This is a genomic window from Nocardia macrotermitis (assembly GCF_009604405.1).
In the GTDB taxonomy this organism is placed as follows: Bacteria; Actinomycetota; Actinomycetes; order Mycobacteriales; family Mycobacteriaceae; genus Nocardia; species Nocardia macrotermitis.
The window spans coordinates 423,994-442,740 of record NZ_WEGK01000002.1 but is presented as its reverse complement, the minus strand read 5'-3'; the positions used below and the strand labels follow the sequence as shown (position 1 = coordinate 442,740).

The window sequence follows — 18,747 nt, the reverse complement described above, 5'->3', positions numbered from 1 at the left end:
GCGGTGACGAAGCAGTAGCCGCGGCGCGTCCGCCGGGCGACGCCGAGTTCAACTCGCGCTGATCACGTCGACATCACCGGCGCCGCAGTGTCTTCGGCGTGCGGCGCGACCCCGGCGGCGTCGGCGAGCACGGCAACCTCCCGCGCCCACCCCCGAGCCAGCTCATCGGCCCCGCGCACACCGGTATCGGTCAGCACCGACAACGTCGCCGTGGCCCCGTAACGAGCGAGAATCGTGAAACACCCGTGCCCCGGCGGCAGCCACGGCAGCGCGAACAGATCCGCCACGGGCCGCCCCAGAATGCTCAGCCCGGGTGCGGACCGGAACACCGACGCGGTCAGCGCCACCTTCCGCCGATCGCCGAGCCGTTGCAGCGCGGGACCACTCCACCGCACCGGAACGTTGTCGATCAGGGCTCGCGCACCGATCCGCGCCGAGGACATCCGTCGCTGCGACATCCGTTGTGCCGCAAGACGAATCCGCCGCATCGGATCCTCGGTCGCGGTCGGCAACGCGATCCGCACCAACCCGAGATGCACCCCGCTGCGATCGTGTTCATCGGACCGCCGGGTGTCGACCGGCACGCACACCGGCACATCCGCGTCGACGCCCGTCCACCGCCGCACCGCACCCGCCATCGCCACCAGATGCACCTGCCCGACACTCACCTGCGCGGCATCCGCGATCGCCCGCAACCGCGCCACCGGCACCGCCGCCGTATCCGACCGCCGCTCCCCGGTGAGCTCACCGAACACGTTCAACTCCGGCGCGGATCGCAAGGTGCGCAACATATTCGGTACCGCACGCAGCGCCGCCACCGCACTCCCCGACACCTCGTCGTCGACCGTGGAACCCGCCCGCCCGGCGAACAACACCTCGAGCGCCCGCATCACCCCGGTCCCGTCGAGCACCCCGTGATGCACCGCGAACGCCAACCCCCACTCCGCACCCGTTCCCGGCAGCAACCACATCCGCCACAGCGGATGATCGTGCCCCGGCGGGTCCGGCATCCACTCCCGCACCGGCCGCACGTCGACCGGCCCGTCCGCGACCAGCACATGATTCTCGATATCGAACTCCGGATCCGGCTCCCACTCGACCGCATCGTTCAGCCGATGAGTCAACGCCGGAACCATCCCGACCCGGCTCATCACCTGCGCGCGCAATTCCCCCACCGACGGAGCCACCCCACCACAGCGCAGCAACACCCCGAAATACACATCGCTCGCATCCGGAGCGGCCTGCTCCATGGCGAGGAACGTATGCGTCAGCAGATCAGGAGCAGCCGGACGGTACAGCGACATGATCGGGACTGTGGCACGCGCCCCGACCTCGCACAATCCCCCCGTCGCAAACTTCCGGCACCGGCAATAAAACTTCACATACCGGCCACAATCCTCTTACCGGCGTTCAACAGATCGTCACGGCGAGAAGGTCATTCGCCCCTTGCGCAATTCGTCCCGACCGCAACCACGACGCGCGACATCCAGCCCACTCGGCCCCAACGGAATTCAGTGTCCCGGCCTTCCCGACACACCACGGCCGTGGCGACCATCAACCGGACCCGATCGCCCGATCCGCTCCTGAAGGAGCTGGCAGTGCATCGAAAAGGGTTGCGGGAACAGCATTTCGAGTTACCGAATCACCCGGCGGATCCGGTCCCCGACGACCAGGGCAAGGCCGGGGCCGGAGTATGGGAACTGTCCACCACCGCACGGCTGTACCGAGCCCCGTTCACCCCGCCGTTGTCCACCTGGTTCAGATTGTCCGGCGTGCTCCAGGTTTGCGGCGGACAGTACGCATCGTTCACCCCCACCCCCAACTCGATCAGCGAGTGCGGCCCGATCCAGGTCTGCTCCGGAACCTCGATCGCCGGGACCCCCGAATTCACATACGCACACGTCGCGGTCCAGTCGATGCGATAGGTCTGCCCGGTGTCGTTACGACACTGCAACGCAATGGCCCCACACTCCACCCCCGGCGCCAGCACATCCCCCGCATCAGCCACCGCAACCGGCGCGAGCACCCCGACAGCCGCGACCCCCACCACCGCAATCCCGACGACGCCAACAATTCGCTGACTCATTCCGCATCACTCCAAGGCTCCGAAAGATGCTATGCCCACCCCAATACTGTTGTCCCTCACTGGGAATCACCTGGCAGCCACCTCGAGAACCGGCGTGAATCCAATTCGCACCCGGCCCGATCCGCTGAAGCACTCACCGCACCGGTTCAGGTAGGTAACCGAGATGGTCCGCAACCCGCCGACGCAACCGCAGATACTCTTCCCACCTCCGCGGCAACCGCCCCCGTGGTCGTTCGCTCGGGAGATCCCAGGCGCTCATGACCGCAGCCTGCCATCATGAAGCGCCACACGACACCGAAAGGTGTTGTCAGATCCAGGCTTTGAGCGGCTCGGTGTCGAGGGTGAGGTCCAGGGGGTGCAGAACGGATGTCGACCGCCCAACTCGACCAGGAACCACGAGGTCTCGGTCGGGACCGACTTTCACCAGCTCCCCATCCGCGGCAACACAAGTGATCGTCAGCGGGCGTCACCTTCCAACGCGATCGACCTGTGCCGCCTCGGTCGGCGGCGGTGTCATATGCGCAGCGGAACCTCGAATCAGCGAGCGATCGAAATCGCGAAGGGCGCGAACCCGCTGGATCGAATCACGTGCGGTACGAACAGGATCGCCGCTTCGGTGGCGCGGGCGGTCTCGATCCCGCCGAGGTCGGTGATCCATTCGGGGTGCCAGCCGAGTTCGGTGAGGAGATCGCCGACGATCCGCTTGGCCTGCGGGTCGTTACCGGACAGGAACGCGGTCGGGGGCTGGGTGAGGGCGGCGGGTGCGGTCATCACCGAGTACAGCATCGTGTTGAGCGTCTTGACGACATGTGTGTCGGGCAGCGCCTCCTGAAGTTGTTCCGCCAGGCTCGAATCGGGGTACATCAGCCCGGCGGGCAGTCCATCCGGTCCGTCGACGGTGGCATTGGAGACGTCCACGAGAATCTTGCCGCGCAGTTGCTCGCGCAGCGCGGTCAGCCGCTCCACCGAGCCGGCGCCCGGCGTGGCATTGATGACGATCCGGGCTGTGCGGGCAGCGGCGGCGGCCGCCCCCGGGGTGCGACCGGCCACGGTCACCCGGTGTCCGGCAGCGGTGAGGGCGGCGGCCAGGCCACCGCCGACGCGGCCGCCACCCAAGACAGCGATTTCGTTCATGATGAATGGTCCTTCTGTGTCGTGATCAGCGGGAGAGGGTGGCGACCGCGGCGGTGTGGACGCCGGGCGCCGAGGCCAGGAAGCTGTCGCTGTCCGGGGTCCAGGGCTGGCCCGCCGCGGTCGAGATCCGGCCACCGGCCTCGGTGACGAGCAGGGCTCCGGGAAGCAGGTCCGCGCGAGCCCCGGCGAACTGCCAGAAGACGTCGATCCGGCCGGCGGCCACATTCAGCAGATGCAGGGTGGCGGGCACCGCGATCCGCACCACGAGCGCGTCCAGGAGCATCTCGGTGATCGAGGAACCGACGCGGCGCACGACGTTCTCCTGCTCGTCCGGCCTGGCCTGACTCGTGGCCGCGATGCTCAGCCCGAGATCCGCCGTCTCGGAAACACGCAGCGGCCGACCGTCCAGGTGGGCGCCGCCGCCGGCGAGCGCGGTGTACGTCTCCCCGGTCAGCGGCAGGTGAACCACGGTGAGCACAGGCCGGTTGTCGCGCACGAGGGTGGCGGTCACCGCCCACTCCGGCAGCGCGTGCAGGTGATTGACATTGCCTTCGGCCGGATCGACGACCCACCATTCCCCCGCCGGCAGCGCACCGCCGTCCAGTTCCTCCGCGACCCAGCCGGCATCCGGACGCAGCGCTTCGAGGCGCGGTCGCAGGCTGTCCAGAACCGCGTTGTCGTTGTCGGCGAGCGCACCCATCAACTCGTCACGCGTCCGGTATCGGACCACCTCGCCGAAGCGCTCCCGCAGCACCGACCCCGCTGTCCGTACGGCGGTCGCGGTCTGTTCGAGCAGGTCGATGCCCTCGGGAGCAGGGTGCGCGACGGCGGCGCGGGTTGGTTCGGACATGACAAATGCTCCTATCTGAGCAGGTGGATGAGACATCGGGGCGGCGACCGTGGGCTTGCGCGCCTCGCATCCTCGACGGTATAGACAGCCATCGTTAACTACAAGTGCATGTAAAGCACGTATAAGATGACTGTCGTGCAATTGGATTTGAACCTGCTCACCGCGCTCGACGCTCTCCTGGAAGAAGGCAACGTGGCCGGCGCCGCCGCCCGCCTGCACCTCACCGCCCCCGCGGTGAGCCGAAGCCTGGCCCGGATCCGCCGCACGACCGGCGATCAGATCCTGGTCCGCACCGGCCGCACGATGACTCCCACGCCCTACGCGCTCGCCGTCCGGGAACAGGTGCACGACCTGCTGCGGCAGGTCCGGGACGTACTGGCGCCGAGCCGGGAACTCGACCTCGCGACGCTCGAACGCACCTTCACGCTGCGCTGGCACGACGCACTGGTCGCCCTCAGCGGTCCCGCCCTGCTCGCCGCCGCCCGCGCACAGGCGCCCGGTGTGCGGCTGCGCTTCATCGCGGAGTCGAGCATCGACACCCCCGAACTACGTCGCGGCGAAGTCGACCTCGCCGCGAACGCGGACCGCCCGACCGCGCCCGAGATCCACGCCGAACGAGTAGCCGAGACCCGGCACGTCGTCGTCGTACGGCGAGGGCACCCGCTCACCCTGATCGAAACCATCACCGCCGCTCGGTACGCCGCGGCCGAACACATCACCGTCTCCCGGCGCGGCAAGCTCGCCAACCTCCTCGACGACGCACTCACGCGCCTCGACCTCACCCGAATCGTGGTGGCGACCGCGCCCACGGAAAGAGCCGCGTACGAATTCGCACGGGACTCCGACCTCGTCGTCACCACCCCCGAAGCCACGGCGCGCTCGGCCGCCGACGACCTCGGCCTGGTCCTGCTCCCACTGCCACTCGACCTGCCACCGGCCCCGGTGTACCTGTCCTGGCACCAGCGATACGACACCGATCCCGCCCACATCTGGCTGCGCGATCTCGCACGAAACACGTTGACCAGCGCGATGAGCGGGCCGGCCGAGACCGCCCGCTGAGACCACCAATCGCAACGGCGCGGACAACGCGACAACAAGGTTCGAATCCCCTTGCGCCATGGCGCAGCTGCCATCGTGAAGCGCCACACAACACCGGAAGGTGTTGTCAGATCCAGGCTTTGAGCGGCTCGGTATCGAGGGCGAGGTCCAGGGGGTGGGGAAGTTCCACCGTGTCGCCGATGGAGACGGTGACACGGCGCTGGTAGCGGTTGTCAGCGGGATGGCTGTGGACGGTGATCTCGCCGAATTCTCGATCGATCAGCAGATAGATGGGAATTCCGGTGGCGGCGTACGCGATCGGCTTCTCGCGGCGGTCGCGAAGTTCGGTGTCACGGTCGCTGGAGGTCACCTCGACCACCATCAGGACCGGTTCCGGATCAGCCCATTCACCCTGCCCGACGAAGGCGTCGGCATCGGCGAGCACCCCGTCCGGGCGTGCCCGCCCCTTGCGGTACTCCTCGACCCGCAGGCCCTGTTCGGTGCTCAGGAACAACTCTGGTCGGAGCATGATGAAGACACGGATCAGCCACTGCAGGATCCGTCCGTGGTCCCCGTCCCGTATTCCCTTGGCCCCCAACCGCTCACCGATGTATTCCAGTCGAATACCTTCGGACACCCGACCGGCCAACCGGGCAAGTTCTTCGAACTCCTCGGTCGTCATGATCTCCTCATGCATGGCAGTTAAGGCCCAACATTGCCGGTCGATACGTCGTGGCATGATGCCGATCCCGACACGTTGGTCCACCCGTCACCGCCCCCGCCGCTGGAACCGGTCCAGCTGTTACCGGGCACGCTACTGCTGATTCCGTTGCCGCTCAATACATTTCCGCTGATGTGGCCGAGCTGCTAGCATCCGATGATGGTGGGCAGCAGGGAATTCCGCTCGGTAGGTACCGTGCTCGCGGGGCTGGACGCGGTGTTCGCGCAGGCAGAGCGGCCGGTGCGGATCGATGCGTGTTCTTGTTGCCTTCGACCGGACGAGATCGAGGTGCTGCTGCGCACACCACGTCAGCTGCTGAGCGTGGAAGATATCCAACCCTATGCGAGTGTCGCAATGCTCGGGGCCGGGTCTGCCGCGGACCTGCGGTATTTCACACCACGCATTCTGGAGTTACGCCATACCGGGGAAATGCACTTTCTCGATATCGAGATCGTGTACGACCACATGCATCGCGCGGACTGGAAATCGTGGCCCGAAGCCGAGGCGATAGTCGAATTGATGGAAGCGTTATGGGCCGAAGTCCTCACCGACTATCCGGATTCCGAGGATCCCGGTGCGCTGTTACCCGCGTTCGGGACAGCAGTGGGCACTGTAGCGCCGAATCTGGCGAGTTGGTCGCGACTGACGACCGCCGCGGCCGTGCACAGCCTCCGGGATTTCCTGACCGATGAGGTGAAACTGCGGCACGGGACCCTGATGCCCAACAATGCCTTCTGGAACGTCGACGGGGACGCGCACCACGAGGTCATCGAATGGCTCAACGGTGGCGCAGCGCGACAGGCCGTCGATCGGGCGCTGGCGCGCGGCACCGAAGATCAGGATCGATCACGTTCGCTCGTCGAGTCGCATGCAGTGCTGGCCCAGGTGAGGGCGGCGGACCACCCTACCTGACCGCTGTTGACGCTCTCGGTGCGGTGCCTACGCAGCTGCGGTTCACCTGACGTAGGCGTGTTGGGTGGCGGCTATCAGGCGCTGGATGGTGCGGGTGAGTTCGTCGGGTGAGGCGGGGTCGAGAGTGAATTCGTTGCCGGGGTGGTGGCGTAGGAGGTAGCGGCCGTCGGTGGGGAGGTAGTCCATCCAGTGGACGCTGCGGCCGTCGTGGGTGGGGCGGGAGTCGGCGGCGGGGCCGGGGTGTACGGAGATTTCGCCGACGGCGGAGCGGGGGCGACGGACTATGCGCTGGACCTGTTCGGCGTGCGAGAGGTAGAGGGGGTTGCGGGAGTATTCGACGGCGTTGACGTCGGAGCGGCGGCCCTTGATCGAAGGATGTTGTCCCGGTCGGCATTTGGGGATGTTGGCGACGATGCGCGCGGGCAGGGACTGCGCCGCGCCGGACACGATCACCACATCACCGCCGTATTCCGGTGTGCTGCCGGGCAATTGGAGCGCGAGAGTGGCCATGGGCCCGGATATCCCCGCGTGCATCCGGACCACGCCGCTGAAATCCTTGCGGAAATATCCGTGAACCTCAACGCGCACTTGGGGTTCGAGCAATATGGTGAACGCGTCGTACAGCTCGGGCCCGACCATCCGATACAGATTCTGCGCGGCCTGCTGCCGCATCCGCTCGTAGTCGTCCAGCGCCTCGACACCCTCGGCGATATAGCGCAACGGATACGGCAGACGGTCCCGGCCCAGCGTCTCGAGTGCGAGTGTGAACGTCAAACCGTCCAGCCGCCACTGGTTTTCGTTCATCCGCCGATGACTCCACCTGGCGGCAAGGCCGGGGGCTGGGTTCCCAAAAGTTCGGAACCGCGGTCGTATACCAAGTAGTCCTTACGTGAAACAGTACCCTCTTCGTCCTGCTTCGACTTACCCGCGTGCGGCATGCCGGTCATATTGCTCATATTGTTCGACTTCGCGGAAGTCGTTGCCGCAGTGGGGGTTTTGGTGCCGGTACTGTTGGTCCCCGGAATGCTCTTACCCGCGCCACCACCGGTGCTCGAGTTGGTGCCGCCGCCGAATCCGCTGTAGTCGCCACCCGTGCCACCGCCCGTGCCGGAGTAGTTGGACGGCGTCGTATTCAGCCCCGACAGCGACGAACTCAGCGACGGGTTCTGATATCCAGCGGTCGAGGTGTTCCCCGACGTGCCGGTGTACGAGGCCGGACTACTCGAGGTGCCGGACGTACCGGAGTTGCTGTTGCCCGACGAATCCCCACCGGACCCCGAGCCGACCCCCGACGCATTCGTCCACCCGTTACCGCCCCCGCTGCTGGAGCTGGTCCAGCTGTTACCGGGCACGCTACTGCTGATTCCGTTGCCGCTCAACGCATTTCCGCTCACCGACGAACTCGGGGTCGGAAGGATCGGCCGAGAGCTGTCTACGTCGTTGATGACATTCTTTTGATAGACATCCGACATAACTCGCTGAGCCTCGTGCTCGGCCTCCTGCTGGCGGTAGTGCGGCCCCTTGAACACACTCTGCAACGGCAGATGTTCGACAACCTTGTCCGTGATCCCACCGGATCCCGGCGGCGCACTGATCGAAGCCTTCGCCTGCCCCAGATAGTCGGCGTGATAGGCCAGCCCACGAGCGACAAGCCGTTGCGCCACAGTCAATTTGCCGAGTTCGGTGGCGAACTGATGGCTCGAGTCTATGAAGGCCCCGGCGGACTTGCCCTTCATCTTCTCGGACACGCTCTGATCGACGTTCTTGGTGAAGTCGTTTCTGGCGGTGTCGAGATTGTCGGCGAGCGTCTTCCAGGTCGTCGCGGCGTCGTTGATCGTGGAGGCGTTCGTCGGGTTGGCCGCATCGGTGAGCGTGTCCCAGATCTTCGAATGCTTCCAGGTGTTGAACGCTTCGCGCTTGTCGCCGACCACGACCGGTGCGTCGTATCCAGCGGTGTGCTCGGATTTGAGCTGGTCGTAATTGGTGTTGGCCGAACGCCGCTGGTCGTCGTACTGCTGCTGCGCCTTGGACTCGGCGCTGTTGCGGTCGTTCTTCTGATTCTCCGCGGTACTGCGGGATTTGGACGTCATACCGACGCCGATCCCGACGACGCCACCAAGGGTCTCCGCCCAGTCCTCCCACCCCATCAGAGCTTCCCCGTCTGCTTCTTGAGCGCGGCCGCAGATTCATCATCACTGCTGGTCAGCTTGCTCAGGACGATCTGGTAGGTGTCACGCATGGTGGTGGCGATGTCGATCGCGGCCTTGTACTGCGTCGTAAGGGCGTCCGGGGCGGTCGTCGCCTTGGCCTCGAAAGCCGATTGAAGCGCAGTCGACGACGGCAGCGTACCGAAGCCTCCGATATGCCCCAACCTACGAGCAGTGGGGTAAGCCTCGTCTTCGAGATGGTGCCGCAGGGCTTCGGCATGCTTCTTCATGTCCGTCGCGAGACTGGCGTCAAGCGTGAACGTCCCGTCTTCAGCCTGCTGCTTGAGACTCTTCCAGTAGGTCAGCTGATCACCGAACTGTGGCTGACTGGTGCCGTCTGATGAATCGCCCATCATCCCCTCCTCATGATCCCGATGTCAGTGTGGTCAATCGGACCGCTGCTTGTCCACCTGGTGCCGCTATCGACTTACTTCGGCAGGAAGGGTTCCAGTGCGACCGCATGAGACAGAGCGAGCCCGCACGGTGGCGACTGAGTGATCTTGTCTCGCTCGCTGTACCGCCAGTACAGGTAGACGTCAAATGTGCCCTGCGCAAAGGGGAAAGACACATCGCAGGTCAGCTTGTCCGAGGCATCCTGCTTGTCCTCGGAGGTAACTGCTTTGCGCGACCCGACTTGAACATCGCCAATTACGGTCAGGGCAGTGTTAGCGCGTACCTGATCCAGCGTGAAGCGATCCGCTGCAACACCCACCTGGTACGGACCTTCCGTCGAAGTCCACGCGCACGACTTCTCAGTGGTGTTCACGGCACCATTGACGTCGATGCCAGTGACCTTGCTGGCGGGATCGAGCTTGGCGGCTTGAAGTGCGTCAGCCGATACCAGGTTGCAAGGGTTCCAAAGCGCTTCATCGAGATGACCTGCGCCGGTCGTCGTCGGGCTCGCGGCCGGTGTCCCGGTGGTCTCTTTCGTGCAGCCGGTGACCAGGCCGACGACGGCGACTCCGGTCAGCGCCGCGCTCACGGCCATCCTCCCCGGGGCTGTGATGGTGCGCATTTCCCTCCTGAGCTAGCACGGACTACGCCTCATAGGGTATGACGCATCGGAGAGCCTCGCGGTTCCAGGCCGATCAAGATTGTTTCGGAAAGCGCTGGACATCCGGTCTCCGAGTTCCGAATGCGCTTGTGCCGCTCCAGAAGTCGGAGAAGCCGAGTCCCGGAAAGTCGAGAGCTGAGCAGCCAGGGCAACCGGCTGCGCAGCTCTACACCCAGCGCAAGCAGTCGGTCGTCGGACTAACGGAACCAACCGGCCTTGACTCCATCGGTGAACGCATCCCATTCGGCAGGAGTGAAAACCAGTGCGGGGCCGGCGGGGTTCTTCGAGTCACGGACGCCAACCGCGCCGGTGGCGAGCTGGGCGACCTCCACACAGTCGCCACCCGCCTGGCTATAACTGCTCTTGAACCAGCTCACGCCAGAAAATTCCGTGGTCACGGTGCGTACTCCTCTGCGATACCTTCCACCAGCAGCCTGGTGTCCCCCTCACTCAACGCTACCTGCCGAAGGTCCGCCATGGTCGACTTGTGACGCTCGACCACAGCAACGTCTTCGAGGAACAGAGCGCCAGTGAAGCCCTCTACGAACACAACTGGCGGTTCGGTCAATCGCACCTGCTGCTGTACGGGGAATTCGAACAGCGTGAAAGACTGCACGACCAGGCCAGGATGCGCACCAGCATCGATGGGGATCACGCGGATCGAAACGTTCGGCAGATTCCCGACGCTCACCAGGTGGCGAGCCTGTTCGCGCATCACGACCCGGCCGCCGACCTGATGCCGCACCGCCGACTCCGACAGCAGCACTTCCAGCGAAAAGTCTTGATCTTCAACGATTCTGCGCTGTCGTCGAGCAATCAGTTCGAGCCGCCGATCCACATCTGCTGCCGACATCTGCGGGTCGGTGATGCCAACGATCCATCGCCGATACGCCGCGGTCTGGAGCAAGCCCGGCAACAGCGTCAGTTGGAAGGTCGTCATCCGCGAGCACGCCTGCTCGAGTCCCATGAAGTGGTCGAAATGCGGGTTCACCACATCGGAATATGCCCGCCACCAACCGGTGGTCGGATCACCCTTGGTGGCCCGAACCTCCTGCACCAACCCCATAATCTCGGCAGCCGCCGCCTCATCAGCCCCGTACAACTCCAACAACTGATGAAACTGCGCAGTGCAAATCCGCACAGGCTCACCATCTTCCAACCTACCCAGCCCCGATTTCGAAATCTCGATCGCCACCGCGGCCGCGAGCTTGCTCTTCTGCGCCGCGACCCGCAGCGCCCGCAGTCGCCGCCCGAGCGCCCGCCGGGGAAGCGTTGACCCACCTGACATTTCGAACCTCACTTTCCGAGGCGGTCCATCCCGGACCCCCTTGTACTGGACCTATTCCCGCTGAACCCCCGCACACCGGACACCCGACGGACATCCGCGAAAGGTTCGAATAGGCATGCATGACGAACACAGTTCCGGTATCCACTGATTCACCCCGATGACCGGGATTTCCCGGAATCGCCCGCCACACAATCCTTTCCCAGCCGTGTGACCCGCCCGAGACACCTGTGCAATCGCCCGGAAAACGACCGCCGAGATCGCCCATATTAACCACATCCATCCCCCTTGCCAACCCCGCAATCCCATTGGAACCCAACCACTTTGGAACAGTTCCAAAGCGAATTCCCGATCCCGCTCACGCAGATAATTCCACTCCCGATCGCAATATCCGCAATGATTTCCGTCTCTCCGAAACTCGCGATACTTCCATCGAAATCCTCTTCACACCCCGATTTCGAAGCCGTATCCGAGACCACCAACGTGATCCACTCGGCCGGCGTCAGCGGCGGAATCGAGGCAGCGCGGCTACCGACAGCGCGACACGATGCGGCGACAACCCACAGATGTCGTCCGATCCGGACCCCTTCGCACTGGACCCGTCCTCGATGAACCACCACCCACCGGACCCCCGACGGTTATCCACCGAAAACCACGAATAGACCTGCACAACAACATGATTCCGTTGTCTACTGACCCCACCCCGATGACCGAGAGTTCGGAACCGCCTGCCGCGCAACCCGTTACCCGCCGGTGCGGCACGCCCGACGTCTCCGCGATCGCCCGGAATACGACCGCCGAGACGCCCGTCCCCTCGGTCATCGGGGCCTGCCCCTCGGTCATCAAGCCCGGCGAGAACCAGGGACGCCAACACGCCGTGAACAGTCCTGGGCGCGAACGAGACCCTCACGACGCAGCACGCAACTCGCCCCCCGACACGCCAAACCCCTTGACCTACAACATGATTGGAAGCACCCGATGCCCGAAACCCCAGAGGCGACAGTCCCCTCGCTGGAACCTCACCTGAACGCCGCAGCGACGGGAAACGTGGCGCTCATAGAATGGCGCACAACCCGAATAGCACTAACCGACGCCGACCAACTCCGCACAGCCCTGGCCGCCCTGTGCCCGTCACCGGTAGAAGTGGTGCGCGAGAACGGTTCCTGGTCGGTAACGGTCCGCAGCCTCCCGATCGCCGTCGAGGCCACCGACATCGACACCGCCATCACAGCGGCACTCACCGCACTCCGCACCCAAACCCACGAACACCGCCCCCACAACTACGGCGAATGGGTCCTACGACAACTGATCCACCTCAGCGACGACACCCAACTACGCGAGTGGGCCATCACCGGCGCCTGCATCCACCTCTACTGAACCGAGCCCACCCGCCCGAATCAGCCCCGCACCGAACGAGATCCGAGCAACCGAGCCCGAACTAGTCCTTCGGGAACCCGGTCGAGAACAGGCCACCGATCGCAACGGCACAGATAACGGCGACAACAGGAATGATCCACATACCCCTGACACTACAAGCCGTAGTAGTTACCTCGGCAAAATTGTGCCCAGCATCACCGCAGGCAGACCCTCTTCATGACCCCGCCCAACCACCACGCCCGGCCCTGACACAGCGACTCAATCATCCGCCCGCGCAGCCACCCCATGCACAACCACCGCGAAAACCAACACAGCCAGCACCGGCGCAGCCAACGGCACCCATTCGAACCGCACCGGCACCTCGGTCGCGATAACGGCGACGGCAGCGAAACTCACCGCCCCCGCCACCGACGGCAATGTCGTGGGAACGACTCCGATCGGCGCGGACACCGTGGCGGTGTTGAGCAAGTAGGTGGTGGCGACCAGTCCGGTCGCGGCGGCGGCGAGGACGCTGGAATCGGCCCAGGCCAGCGCGCCGAGCGCGACCAGCACCGCACCCACCGCGCAGACCCGCGACCACCATCCGGCGACCACGAACACCGCGGCCGCGATCGCGAACCAGGGCATGACGATGCCGACCGCCGTGATCAGCAGCAGGCCGGACAGGACCGCGAGGAATCTGGTCATCGCCGCACCCGCACCAGTCGTCGGCGGTCCGGGATCAATCGCATCACCTGATCCAGCCGGGTGCCCTCGGCCCAGGCCACGATATCGACCCCGACCGTCCCCATGTCCCGGTACATCGCCATCCGTTCCAGCTGCCACATACGCGCCATCGTCGGATCCAGCTCCTCACGAAAAGGCGTGCCGCGCAACACATCCACGACCACCACGACGTGTCCGCGCTTACGCAGATCGATCAGCGCGAGCGCGAACTCGGTGTCCAGCAGCGTCGAGAACGCCACCACGATCGCGCCCAGCGGCACCGCCGAATGCGGGGCCAGCGAGCCGGAGGTGGACATGTGTTCCTCGCCGACGTCGAGCACGGTGTCGACGATGCGATAGAACTGCCGCCGCCCGATGTCCGCGCGCAGCCAGCGCGGCGACTGCCCCAGGCAGACCACGGCCGTACGGTCGCCCGCCTGCAACGCGCTCTGCGCGACCTGCGCCGCACCGCGCACCGACAACTCCAGCGAATCCGCCGCCGGACCCGGTGCCTGCATCGAATGATCAAGCAGAACAACGACATCCGCTGCTCGGTTGGTGAGCCGCTCGGTGACGTGCAGCCTGCCCCGGCGCGCACTCACCGACCAGTTCACCGTGCGCAGCGGATCGCCCGGGGTGTACGCGCGAATGTCGGCGTACTCCACGCCGGGCCCGTGCCGCCGCGTCAGGTGGGTGCCGATCCGTTCGGGATATTCGGTGCGCGGCAACCGCATCGGCTGCGGATCGGCCACCGGATACACGTACACCTGCCCCGCGGGCAGACTCACCGCCGCGGTCGCCAACCCGGCCGGACTCAACGCCGTCACCCGAATCCGCATCGGATACCGCCCCCACCGCGCGGCCGACAACGCCATCCGCAACCCCGCGGGCGCGGTCCCCGAATCGACGGACTTCTCCACCCGCAGCTCCATCCCGTCGAGCTGCTCGGGCTTACACCGCAACAACGCATGCCCGTCCTCGACGAACGCCGCCGCCGAGAGCACCACCTCCTCCCCCTCGAAGCACCGCAGCACACCGCCACCGTCAACCTGAATCTTGGTCCGCGCCAACTGAATCGGCGCACTCGCCAAAACCCCCAACATAGGCGCGGCGAACACCACCAACTGCCACCGCCCCAAAACCACCGCCCCCGCCAACGCAATCCCCCCCACCACAGCCAACATGTAGATCAACGCAGCAGGCCGCCACCGCAACTCCGCCTCGGTAGCCGAACTCGAATCCCTATGCCTCACAACAACTCCCCCACACTCACCAGGTCGGTGGCGACCATGCCCGCGCGCACAGCCGCATCACCCGCCGCGCCCACACCCCCCGCGCCACGCCCGCTCATGCCCCTACTGCCCGCGGAACACGCAGGCGGCGAAGCAATTCGGCGATAACGTCCTCACCGCGGATACGCCGCACCCACATCTCGGGTCGCAACGTGATGCGGTGGGCTATGGCCGGAATCGCAAGGGCCTTGACATCTTCCGGGACAACGTAATCGCGGCTCTGCAAAAGCGCTCGGGCACGGGCCATTTGGATCAGGTCGAGTTCCGCGCGGGGGCTCGCGCCTACCTCGACCTGCGGATGGCTGCGGGTTGCGGCGGCCAGCGACACGACGTAGCCGACGACGTCCGGGTGCACGGTGACGAATTCGACCGCGTGCCGCATCTCGAGCAGTCCGGCCGCATCCACAACCTGGCCGACTTGCGGTGGGACGGAACCCCTTTCGAGGCGACGTCGGATCATCTGGGTCTCGTCCTCCTCGGACAGGTACCCCAGACGCAGTTGCAGTGCGAAACGGTCGAGCTGAGCCTCGGGCAGCGGGTAGGTGCCCTCGTACTCGATCGGGTTGTCGGTGGCCAGCACGATGAAAGGCTGTGGCAGCGGGAAGGTTTCGCCGTCGATGCTGACCTGGCCCTCGGCCATCGCCTCGAGCAGCGCGGCCTGGGTCTTGGGTGGCGTGCGGTTGATCTCGTCGGCCAGCAGCATATTCGCGAAGACGGGGCCCTTGCGGAAGTTGAACCGGCCCGAATTCATGTCGTAGATGGTCGAACCGATCAGGTCCGCCGGTAGTAGGTCGGGGGTGAACTGCACCCGGGTGAAGTTCAAACCCAGTGCCGCGGCGAAGGATCGGGCGATGAGCGTCTTGCCCAGCCCGGGGAGATCCTCGATCAGGACATGCCCGCCCGCGAGTACCGCGATCATGATCAGCTGCAATTCGTTCTGCTTACCGACCACGACCCGCCCCACCTCACGCAACACCGCGTCGGTGCGCTTGACGGTCGCGTCCAAAGGTTTCGTCATGACTGAACTCGCACGTGTTTCCAACCCTGTTTCTACATTTCTTGAAGCCGACGCAGGATCTCGTCCAGCGCGGCACGTCCCGGTGCACGCGAATTGTCATCGCGCAGTTGAGAATCGGCCGGATCCACCCAGCGCCACAGTTCCGGCCCGAATTGCAGCCGGCCCGCGGCCTCGGTGGCCCGCCGGTCCTTGGCGATGCGATGTCCGCTCGACAGTTCGAACTCCTTGGCCAGTAGCGGCCGCAGATGCCGATCCCAGTCCGCGCGGCTGCCGTCGGCTCGGTCGACGAGCATCTCCGCGCGGGCCCGCCAGCGGAACAACATCTCCGCAGGCCCGTTCTCGATATCACTGTCCGCCGGATCGGCCGGACCGTCGGATTTCTTCCGCTCGGCCAGCGACCGCACCAGCATCCCCACCGCGAACAACACCAGTACCCCTGTGAGTACCGGGAGCAGTGCGCGCTGATTGTCGTAGCCGATCGCCTCGATCAGCAGGATGAACGCGATCGACCCACCCACGACCGCACCCCGCCCCCATTCGGACAATCCGGTCATGGCCTCACCTCGCCGCTCGATTCGAGCGATATATGTTGAGCAGCAAGCCTTTTCGGCAACTCATCCGCAGCGCGCACGGTCACGATTCGGCCCTCTGTAGATCGCCCAGCACGATGCGCAACAACTGTTCCGCTCGCATACGCTGCCACTCCAACATCGAATGCGGGCTGAAACGCGCCTCCTCGAACAAAATGACCAGCTCACGAGCCGAAGCGTCCCGCAGCACGCCGCGGTCGAAGGCGCGAGCCAGCACCTCCGAAGGCGTATCGGAGATCAGCGGCGCCACCTCCCGCGCACGGGCCAGACCGCTCTCCATCGCGACATAACATGCGATGATGGCCGCCCGCGCGTCCTTGCCGGAGGCGATCATCGCGGCCAGGCCCATCTCGGCGACCTGCGCGAGCGACACCGGCGGCGCCACCGGCGCGGCCTCGGCTTCGGCGGCCGGTGCGTGCACGCGACGTCGCGTACCGACCCCGACCACGATCAACCCCACGATCGCCGCGAGAATCAACGCCCCCGCGGAAACGCCGATGACGATCATGGCGTCGGTGCTCAGCGGCGGTTCGACATTCGGCCCCGACGACGACGGCGGCGGCCCCGTGGTGCTCGGCGGCACCGGCGTCGGTCGCGCACCCGATCCCTGCGACGGCGACACCGGATGCGCCACACTCAGCTGATAGATCGCCCAGCTCAGCGCGCCGAACACGGCGAGCACCGCCAGCCCGACGACCAGGAACAGACCCAACCGGCCCATCCGCACCGGCCGCCGCACCCGATCCGGATGCGCGTCGGGCAGCGCCAGCGGCAGCCGATGCTGGCTGGTGATCACACCCGCCAGCAGAATCACGACCGACACCAGCGACAACACCGGCATCAACGCCACGGCGATCACCGACGGCGGCGACCCGATGTGCGGCCCGCTACCACCCGGCAGATATCCACGCAACGCGATGACCACGAGCGCGAGCAGTGCGATCAACCCGATCGCACGCGGTATCGCCGTACCCACCCCGACCACGGGCTGCTCTCCAATACATAGCACTGCAACAAACAGGCACATCGTTACATGCCGAACGGTCCGGGAGAGGCGAAACGGCCAGACCAACCGCATTTCTACCGCGTATAGCCCACGCGCTCGAGGCAGCATCGGAAAAGTTTGTGAATCAGCACAACGGACCGGCCACACGCTGGCGTTCAGCGCGAATCCGGACGGGACCGGACGCGGTTCAGCCGTCCCGCTCGGCGTCCAGACGCACCTTCGACAGATCCGGGAAGAGTTGGATCGCCTCGATCGCGGCGGCGAATTCGGCGTGTTTGAACGGATCGTCCAGGGAGATACCGAGCCGTTCCTCGACGCGTCGCATGCGGTAGCGGACGGTGTTCTCGTGGCAGTACAGGACCCGACCGGCCTCGGCGGCCGAACCGTGCGCCTCGAGCCAGACCTGCGCGGTGGACAGCAGGGTGCTGCGGTCGTCGTCGGGCATCGCCAGGATTCCGCCGAGCACGCGCCGGACGAAACGACGGGTCGTATCCGGGTGGCTCAGCACCAGTTCGCCGAGCGGAGTGTCGGGCAGCTGTTTGACGCCGGTCGACCCGGCCGGCAGCGCCTCCAACGCGATACTGGCGAACTTCGCGCCGCGAGAGGTGCGGTCCAGGCGGGTGTACTCGGGGCTCACCCCGACCCGCGACGTCGCGTTGGCCTCGATCAACTCCAGCACACTCGCGGCGGTGTGCGTCCGGTTGCGGTGCACGATGCCGACCTCACGGTCGTACTGCGAGAGCCACGCCGACTTGATGTCGTACCCCCGCAGCACCCCCTCCAGATGCGGTAGCGCCGCGACATCGGTCTGCGGAATCTCCGCCACCACCACGAGAAACGCTCCGCCATAAGGCATTTCGAGCAGCTGCCCGATCTCCCAGGTGGTCTGCTGATCCCCGAGCGTGCCGTCGATCAACCCCGCCACCAACGCCGAACGCCGCCGATCCAACGCCACGGTCTGATCGGTCTTCTCGTCGCGATACCCCAGCGTCGTCGAGGTCGAATACTCGTCGTTGACCTCCCAGATCCGCCCGACCGCGTCGATCAGCGCGCCCACCGCCCGCTCCCCCGACTCCCGCGCCACCCCCAGCATCCACTCCCAGAACGCCGCGAAAGCAACCCGATACCCCCGCAACACCTCCGACAACGGCACCCCCATCGCCGCCCGCGCCCGCCCCAACTGATACGCCACACTCAGATCGGGCACACCCCCGAACTCGAGATAATCGATCACCCGAACAGTGCTGCTACGCAACGACATAGCCAATTTCTCATCGGAAACCATCGACTCGTCCCGATACATATCGATCGTCCCCCGAATAGCCGCCGCCTCCAACGCGACAACCTCCTCGAGCCGCGGCCGCACCACACGCAGCAGGGCCAGCAGGTCCGGATCCGGTTCACGATGAGCCACGGGGTGCGATGCTACCGGGTTGCCGGTGGGGTCGACGCGGCCACGAACCCGACGAAAG

20 protein-coding genes are annotated in these 18,747 nt (G+C 65.6%); 3 read left to right on the top strand and 17 right to left on the bottom strand.

Annotated features, from left to right (window positions below):
* Positions 1–62 precede the first annotated feature (62 nt).
* The 4 genes from NRB20_RS05730 to NRB20_RS05715 form a co-directional block, all read right to left on the bottom strand.
* Positions 63–1,304, bottom strand: a complete 1,242-nt coding sequence (locus NRB20_RS05730; RefSeq protein ID WP_153408167.1) for a wax ester/triacylglycerol synthase domain-containing protein — start codon at positions 1,302–1,304, stop codon at positions 63–65.
* Positions 1,305–1,642: 338 nt separating this feature from the next.
* Positions 1,643–2,086, bottom strand: a complete 444-nt coding sequence (locus tag NRB20_RS05725; RefSeq protein WP_153408165.1) for a hypothetical protein — start codon at positions 2,084–2,086, stop codon at positions 1,643–1,645.
* Positions 2,087–2,623: 537 nt separating this feature from the next.
* Positions 2,624–3,220 carry an NADPH-dependent F420 reductase gene (locus NRB20_RS05720; RefSeq protein WP_153408163.1) on the bottom strand — a complete coding sequence of 199 codons (597 nt, stop codon included), beginning with the start codon at positions 3,218–3,220 and terminating at the stop codon, positions 2,624–2,626.
* Between the two features lie 25 nt (positions 3,221–3,245).
* Positions 3,246–4,070, bottom strand: coding sequence for an inositol monophosphatase family protein (locus tag NRB20_RS05715; RefSeq protein ID WP_153408161.1), 825 nt, complete (start codon positions 4,068–4,070; stop codon positions 3,246–3,248).
* 135 nt (positions 4,071–4,205) lie between these two features.
* Between NRB20_RS05715 and NRB20_RS05710 the strand changes: the two genes are divergently transcribed.
* Entirely contained in the window at positions 4,206–5,129 is a 924-nt protein-coding gene (locus tag NRB20_RS05710; protein WP_319944515.1) for a LysR family transcriptional regulator, read from the top strand.
* Between the two features lie 106 nt (positions 5,130–5,235).
* On the opposite strand, the gene NRB20_RS05705 is transcribed toward NRB20_RS05710, so the two are convergent.
* A complete protein-coding gene (locus tag NRB20_RS05705) occupies positions 5,236–5,874 on the bottom strand; it encodes a Uma2 family endonuclease (RefSeq protein ID WP_319944514.1) in 639 nt (212 codons plus the stop codon).
* A 114-nt stretch (positions 5,875–5,988) separates the two neighbouring features.
* On the opposite strand from NRB20_RS05705, the gene NRB20_RS05700 reads away from it, so the two are divergent.
* A complete protein-coding gene (locus NRB20_RS05700; RefSeq protein ID WP_153408157.1) occupies positions 5,989–6,741 on the top strand; it encodes a hypothetical protein in 753 nt (250 codons plus the stop codon).
* A 42-nt stretch (positions 6,742–6,783) separates the two neighbouring features.
* Here NRB20_RS05700 and NRB20_RS05695 read toward each other — a convergent pair whose 3' ends face one another.
* The 6 genes from NRB20_RS05695 to NRB20_RS05670 form a co-directional block, all read right to left on the bottom strand.
* Entirely contained in the window at positions 6,784–7,545 is a 762-nt protein-coding gene (locus NRB20_RS05695; protein WP_194289735.1) for an ESX secretion-associated protein EspG, read from the bottom strand.
* Complete coding sequence (locus NRB20_RS05690; RefSeq protein WP_153408155.1) at positions 7,542–8,888, bottom strand: hypothetical protein; 1,347 nt, start codon at positions 8,886–8,888, stop codon at positions 7,542–7,544. The genes NRB20_RS05695 and NRB20_RS05690 overlap by 4 nt, the downstream gene beginning before the upstream one ends.
* On the bottom strand, positions 8,888–9,301 hold the full coding sequence (locus tag NRB20_RS05685; RefSeq protein ID WP_153408148.1) for a hypothetical protein: 414 nt from the start codon (positions 9,299–9,301) through the stop codon (positions 8,888–8,890). Before NRB20_RS05685 ends, NRB20_RS05690 begins: the two co-directional genes overlap by 1 nt.
* Positions 9,302–9,375: 74 nt before the next feature.
* On the bottom strand, positions 9,376–9,930 hold the full coding sequence (locus tag NRB20_RS05680; protein WP_194289734.1) for a DUF3558 domain-containing protein: 555 nt from the start codon (positions 9,928–9,930) through the stop codon (positions 9,376–9,378).
* Positions 9,931–10,199: 269 nt separating this feature from the next.
* Positions 10,200–10,400 carry a DUF397 domain-containing protein gene (locus tag NRB20_RS05675; RefSeq protein ID WP_319944513.1) on the bottom strand — a complete coding sequence of 67 codons (201 nt, stop codon included), beginning with the start codon at positions 10,398–10,400 and terminating at the stop codon, positions 10,200–10,202.
* A complete protein-coding gene (locus NRB20_RS05670) occupies positions 10,397–11,290 on the bottom strand; it encodes a DUF5753 domain-containing protein (protein WP_153408145.1) in 894 nt (297 codons plus the stop codon). The genes NRB20_RS05675 and NRB20_RS05670 overlap by 4 nt, the downstream gene beginning before the upstream one ends.
* Before the next feature lie 975 nt (positions 11,291–12,265).
* Here NRB20_RS05670 and NRB20_RS05665 point away from each other — a divergent pair.
* Entirely contained in the window at positions 12,266–12,664 is a 399-nt protein-coding gene (locus tag NRB20_RS05665; protein WP_153408143.1) for a prevent-host-death protein, read from the top strand.
* A 258-nt stretch (positions 12,665–12,922) separates the two neighbouring features.
* Here the strand turns inward: NRB20_RS05665 and NRB20_RS05660 are convergent, their stop codons facing one another.
* The 6 genes from NRB20_RS05660 to NRB20_RS05635 all read right to left on the bottom strand — a co-directional run bounded on the left by NRB20_RS05660 (position 12,923) and on the right by NRB20_RS05635 (position 18,689).
* The gene (locus tag NRB20_RS05660) at positions 12,923–13,351 is read right to left on the bottom strand and encodes a hypothetical protein (RefSeq protein WP_153408141.1); all 429 of its coding nucleotides are present in this window, start codon (positions 13,349–13,351) and stop codon (positions 12,923–12,925) included.
* The gene (locus NRB20_RS05655; protein WP_319944512.1) at positions 13,348–14,622 is read right to left on the bottom strand and encodes a DUF58 domain-containing protein; all 1,275 of its coding nucleotides are present in this window, start codon (positions 14,620–14,622) and stop codon (positions 13,348–13,350) included. The genes NRB20_RS05660 and NRB20_RS05655 overlap by 4 nt, the downstream gene beginning before the upstream one ends.
* 94 nt (positions 14,623–14,716) lie before the next feature.
* A complete protein-coding gene (locus tag NRB20_RS05650; protein WP_153408140.1) occupies positions 14,717–15,679 on the bottom strand; it encodes an AAA family ATPase in 963 nt (320 codons plus the stop codon).
* Positions 15,680–15,711: 32 nt separating this feature from the next.
* Positions 15,712–16,233: a hypothetical protein gene (locus NRB20_RS05645; protein WP_153408139.1), complete on the bottom strand. Its 522-nt coding sequence runs from the start codon at positions 16,231–16,233 to the stop codon at positions 15,712–15,714.
* Positions 16,234–16,312: 79 nt separating this feature from the next.
* A complete protein-coding gene (locus NRB20_RS05640; RefSeq protein ID WP_319944511.1) occupies positions 16,313–17,254 on the bottom strand; it encodes a DUF4129 domain-containing protein in 942 nt (313 codons plus the stop codon).
* A gap of 208 nt (positions 17,255–17,462) precedes the next feature.
* Positions 17,463–18,689, bottom strand: coding sequence for a PucR family transcriptional regulator (locus NRB20_RS05635; protein WP_153408137.1), 1,227 nt, complete (start codon positions 18,687–18,689; stop codon positions 17,463–17,465).
* Positions 18,690–18,747 lie beyond the last annotated feature (58 nt).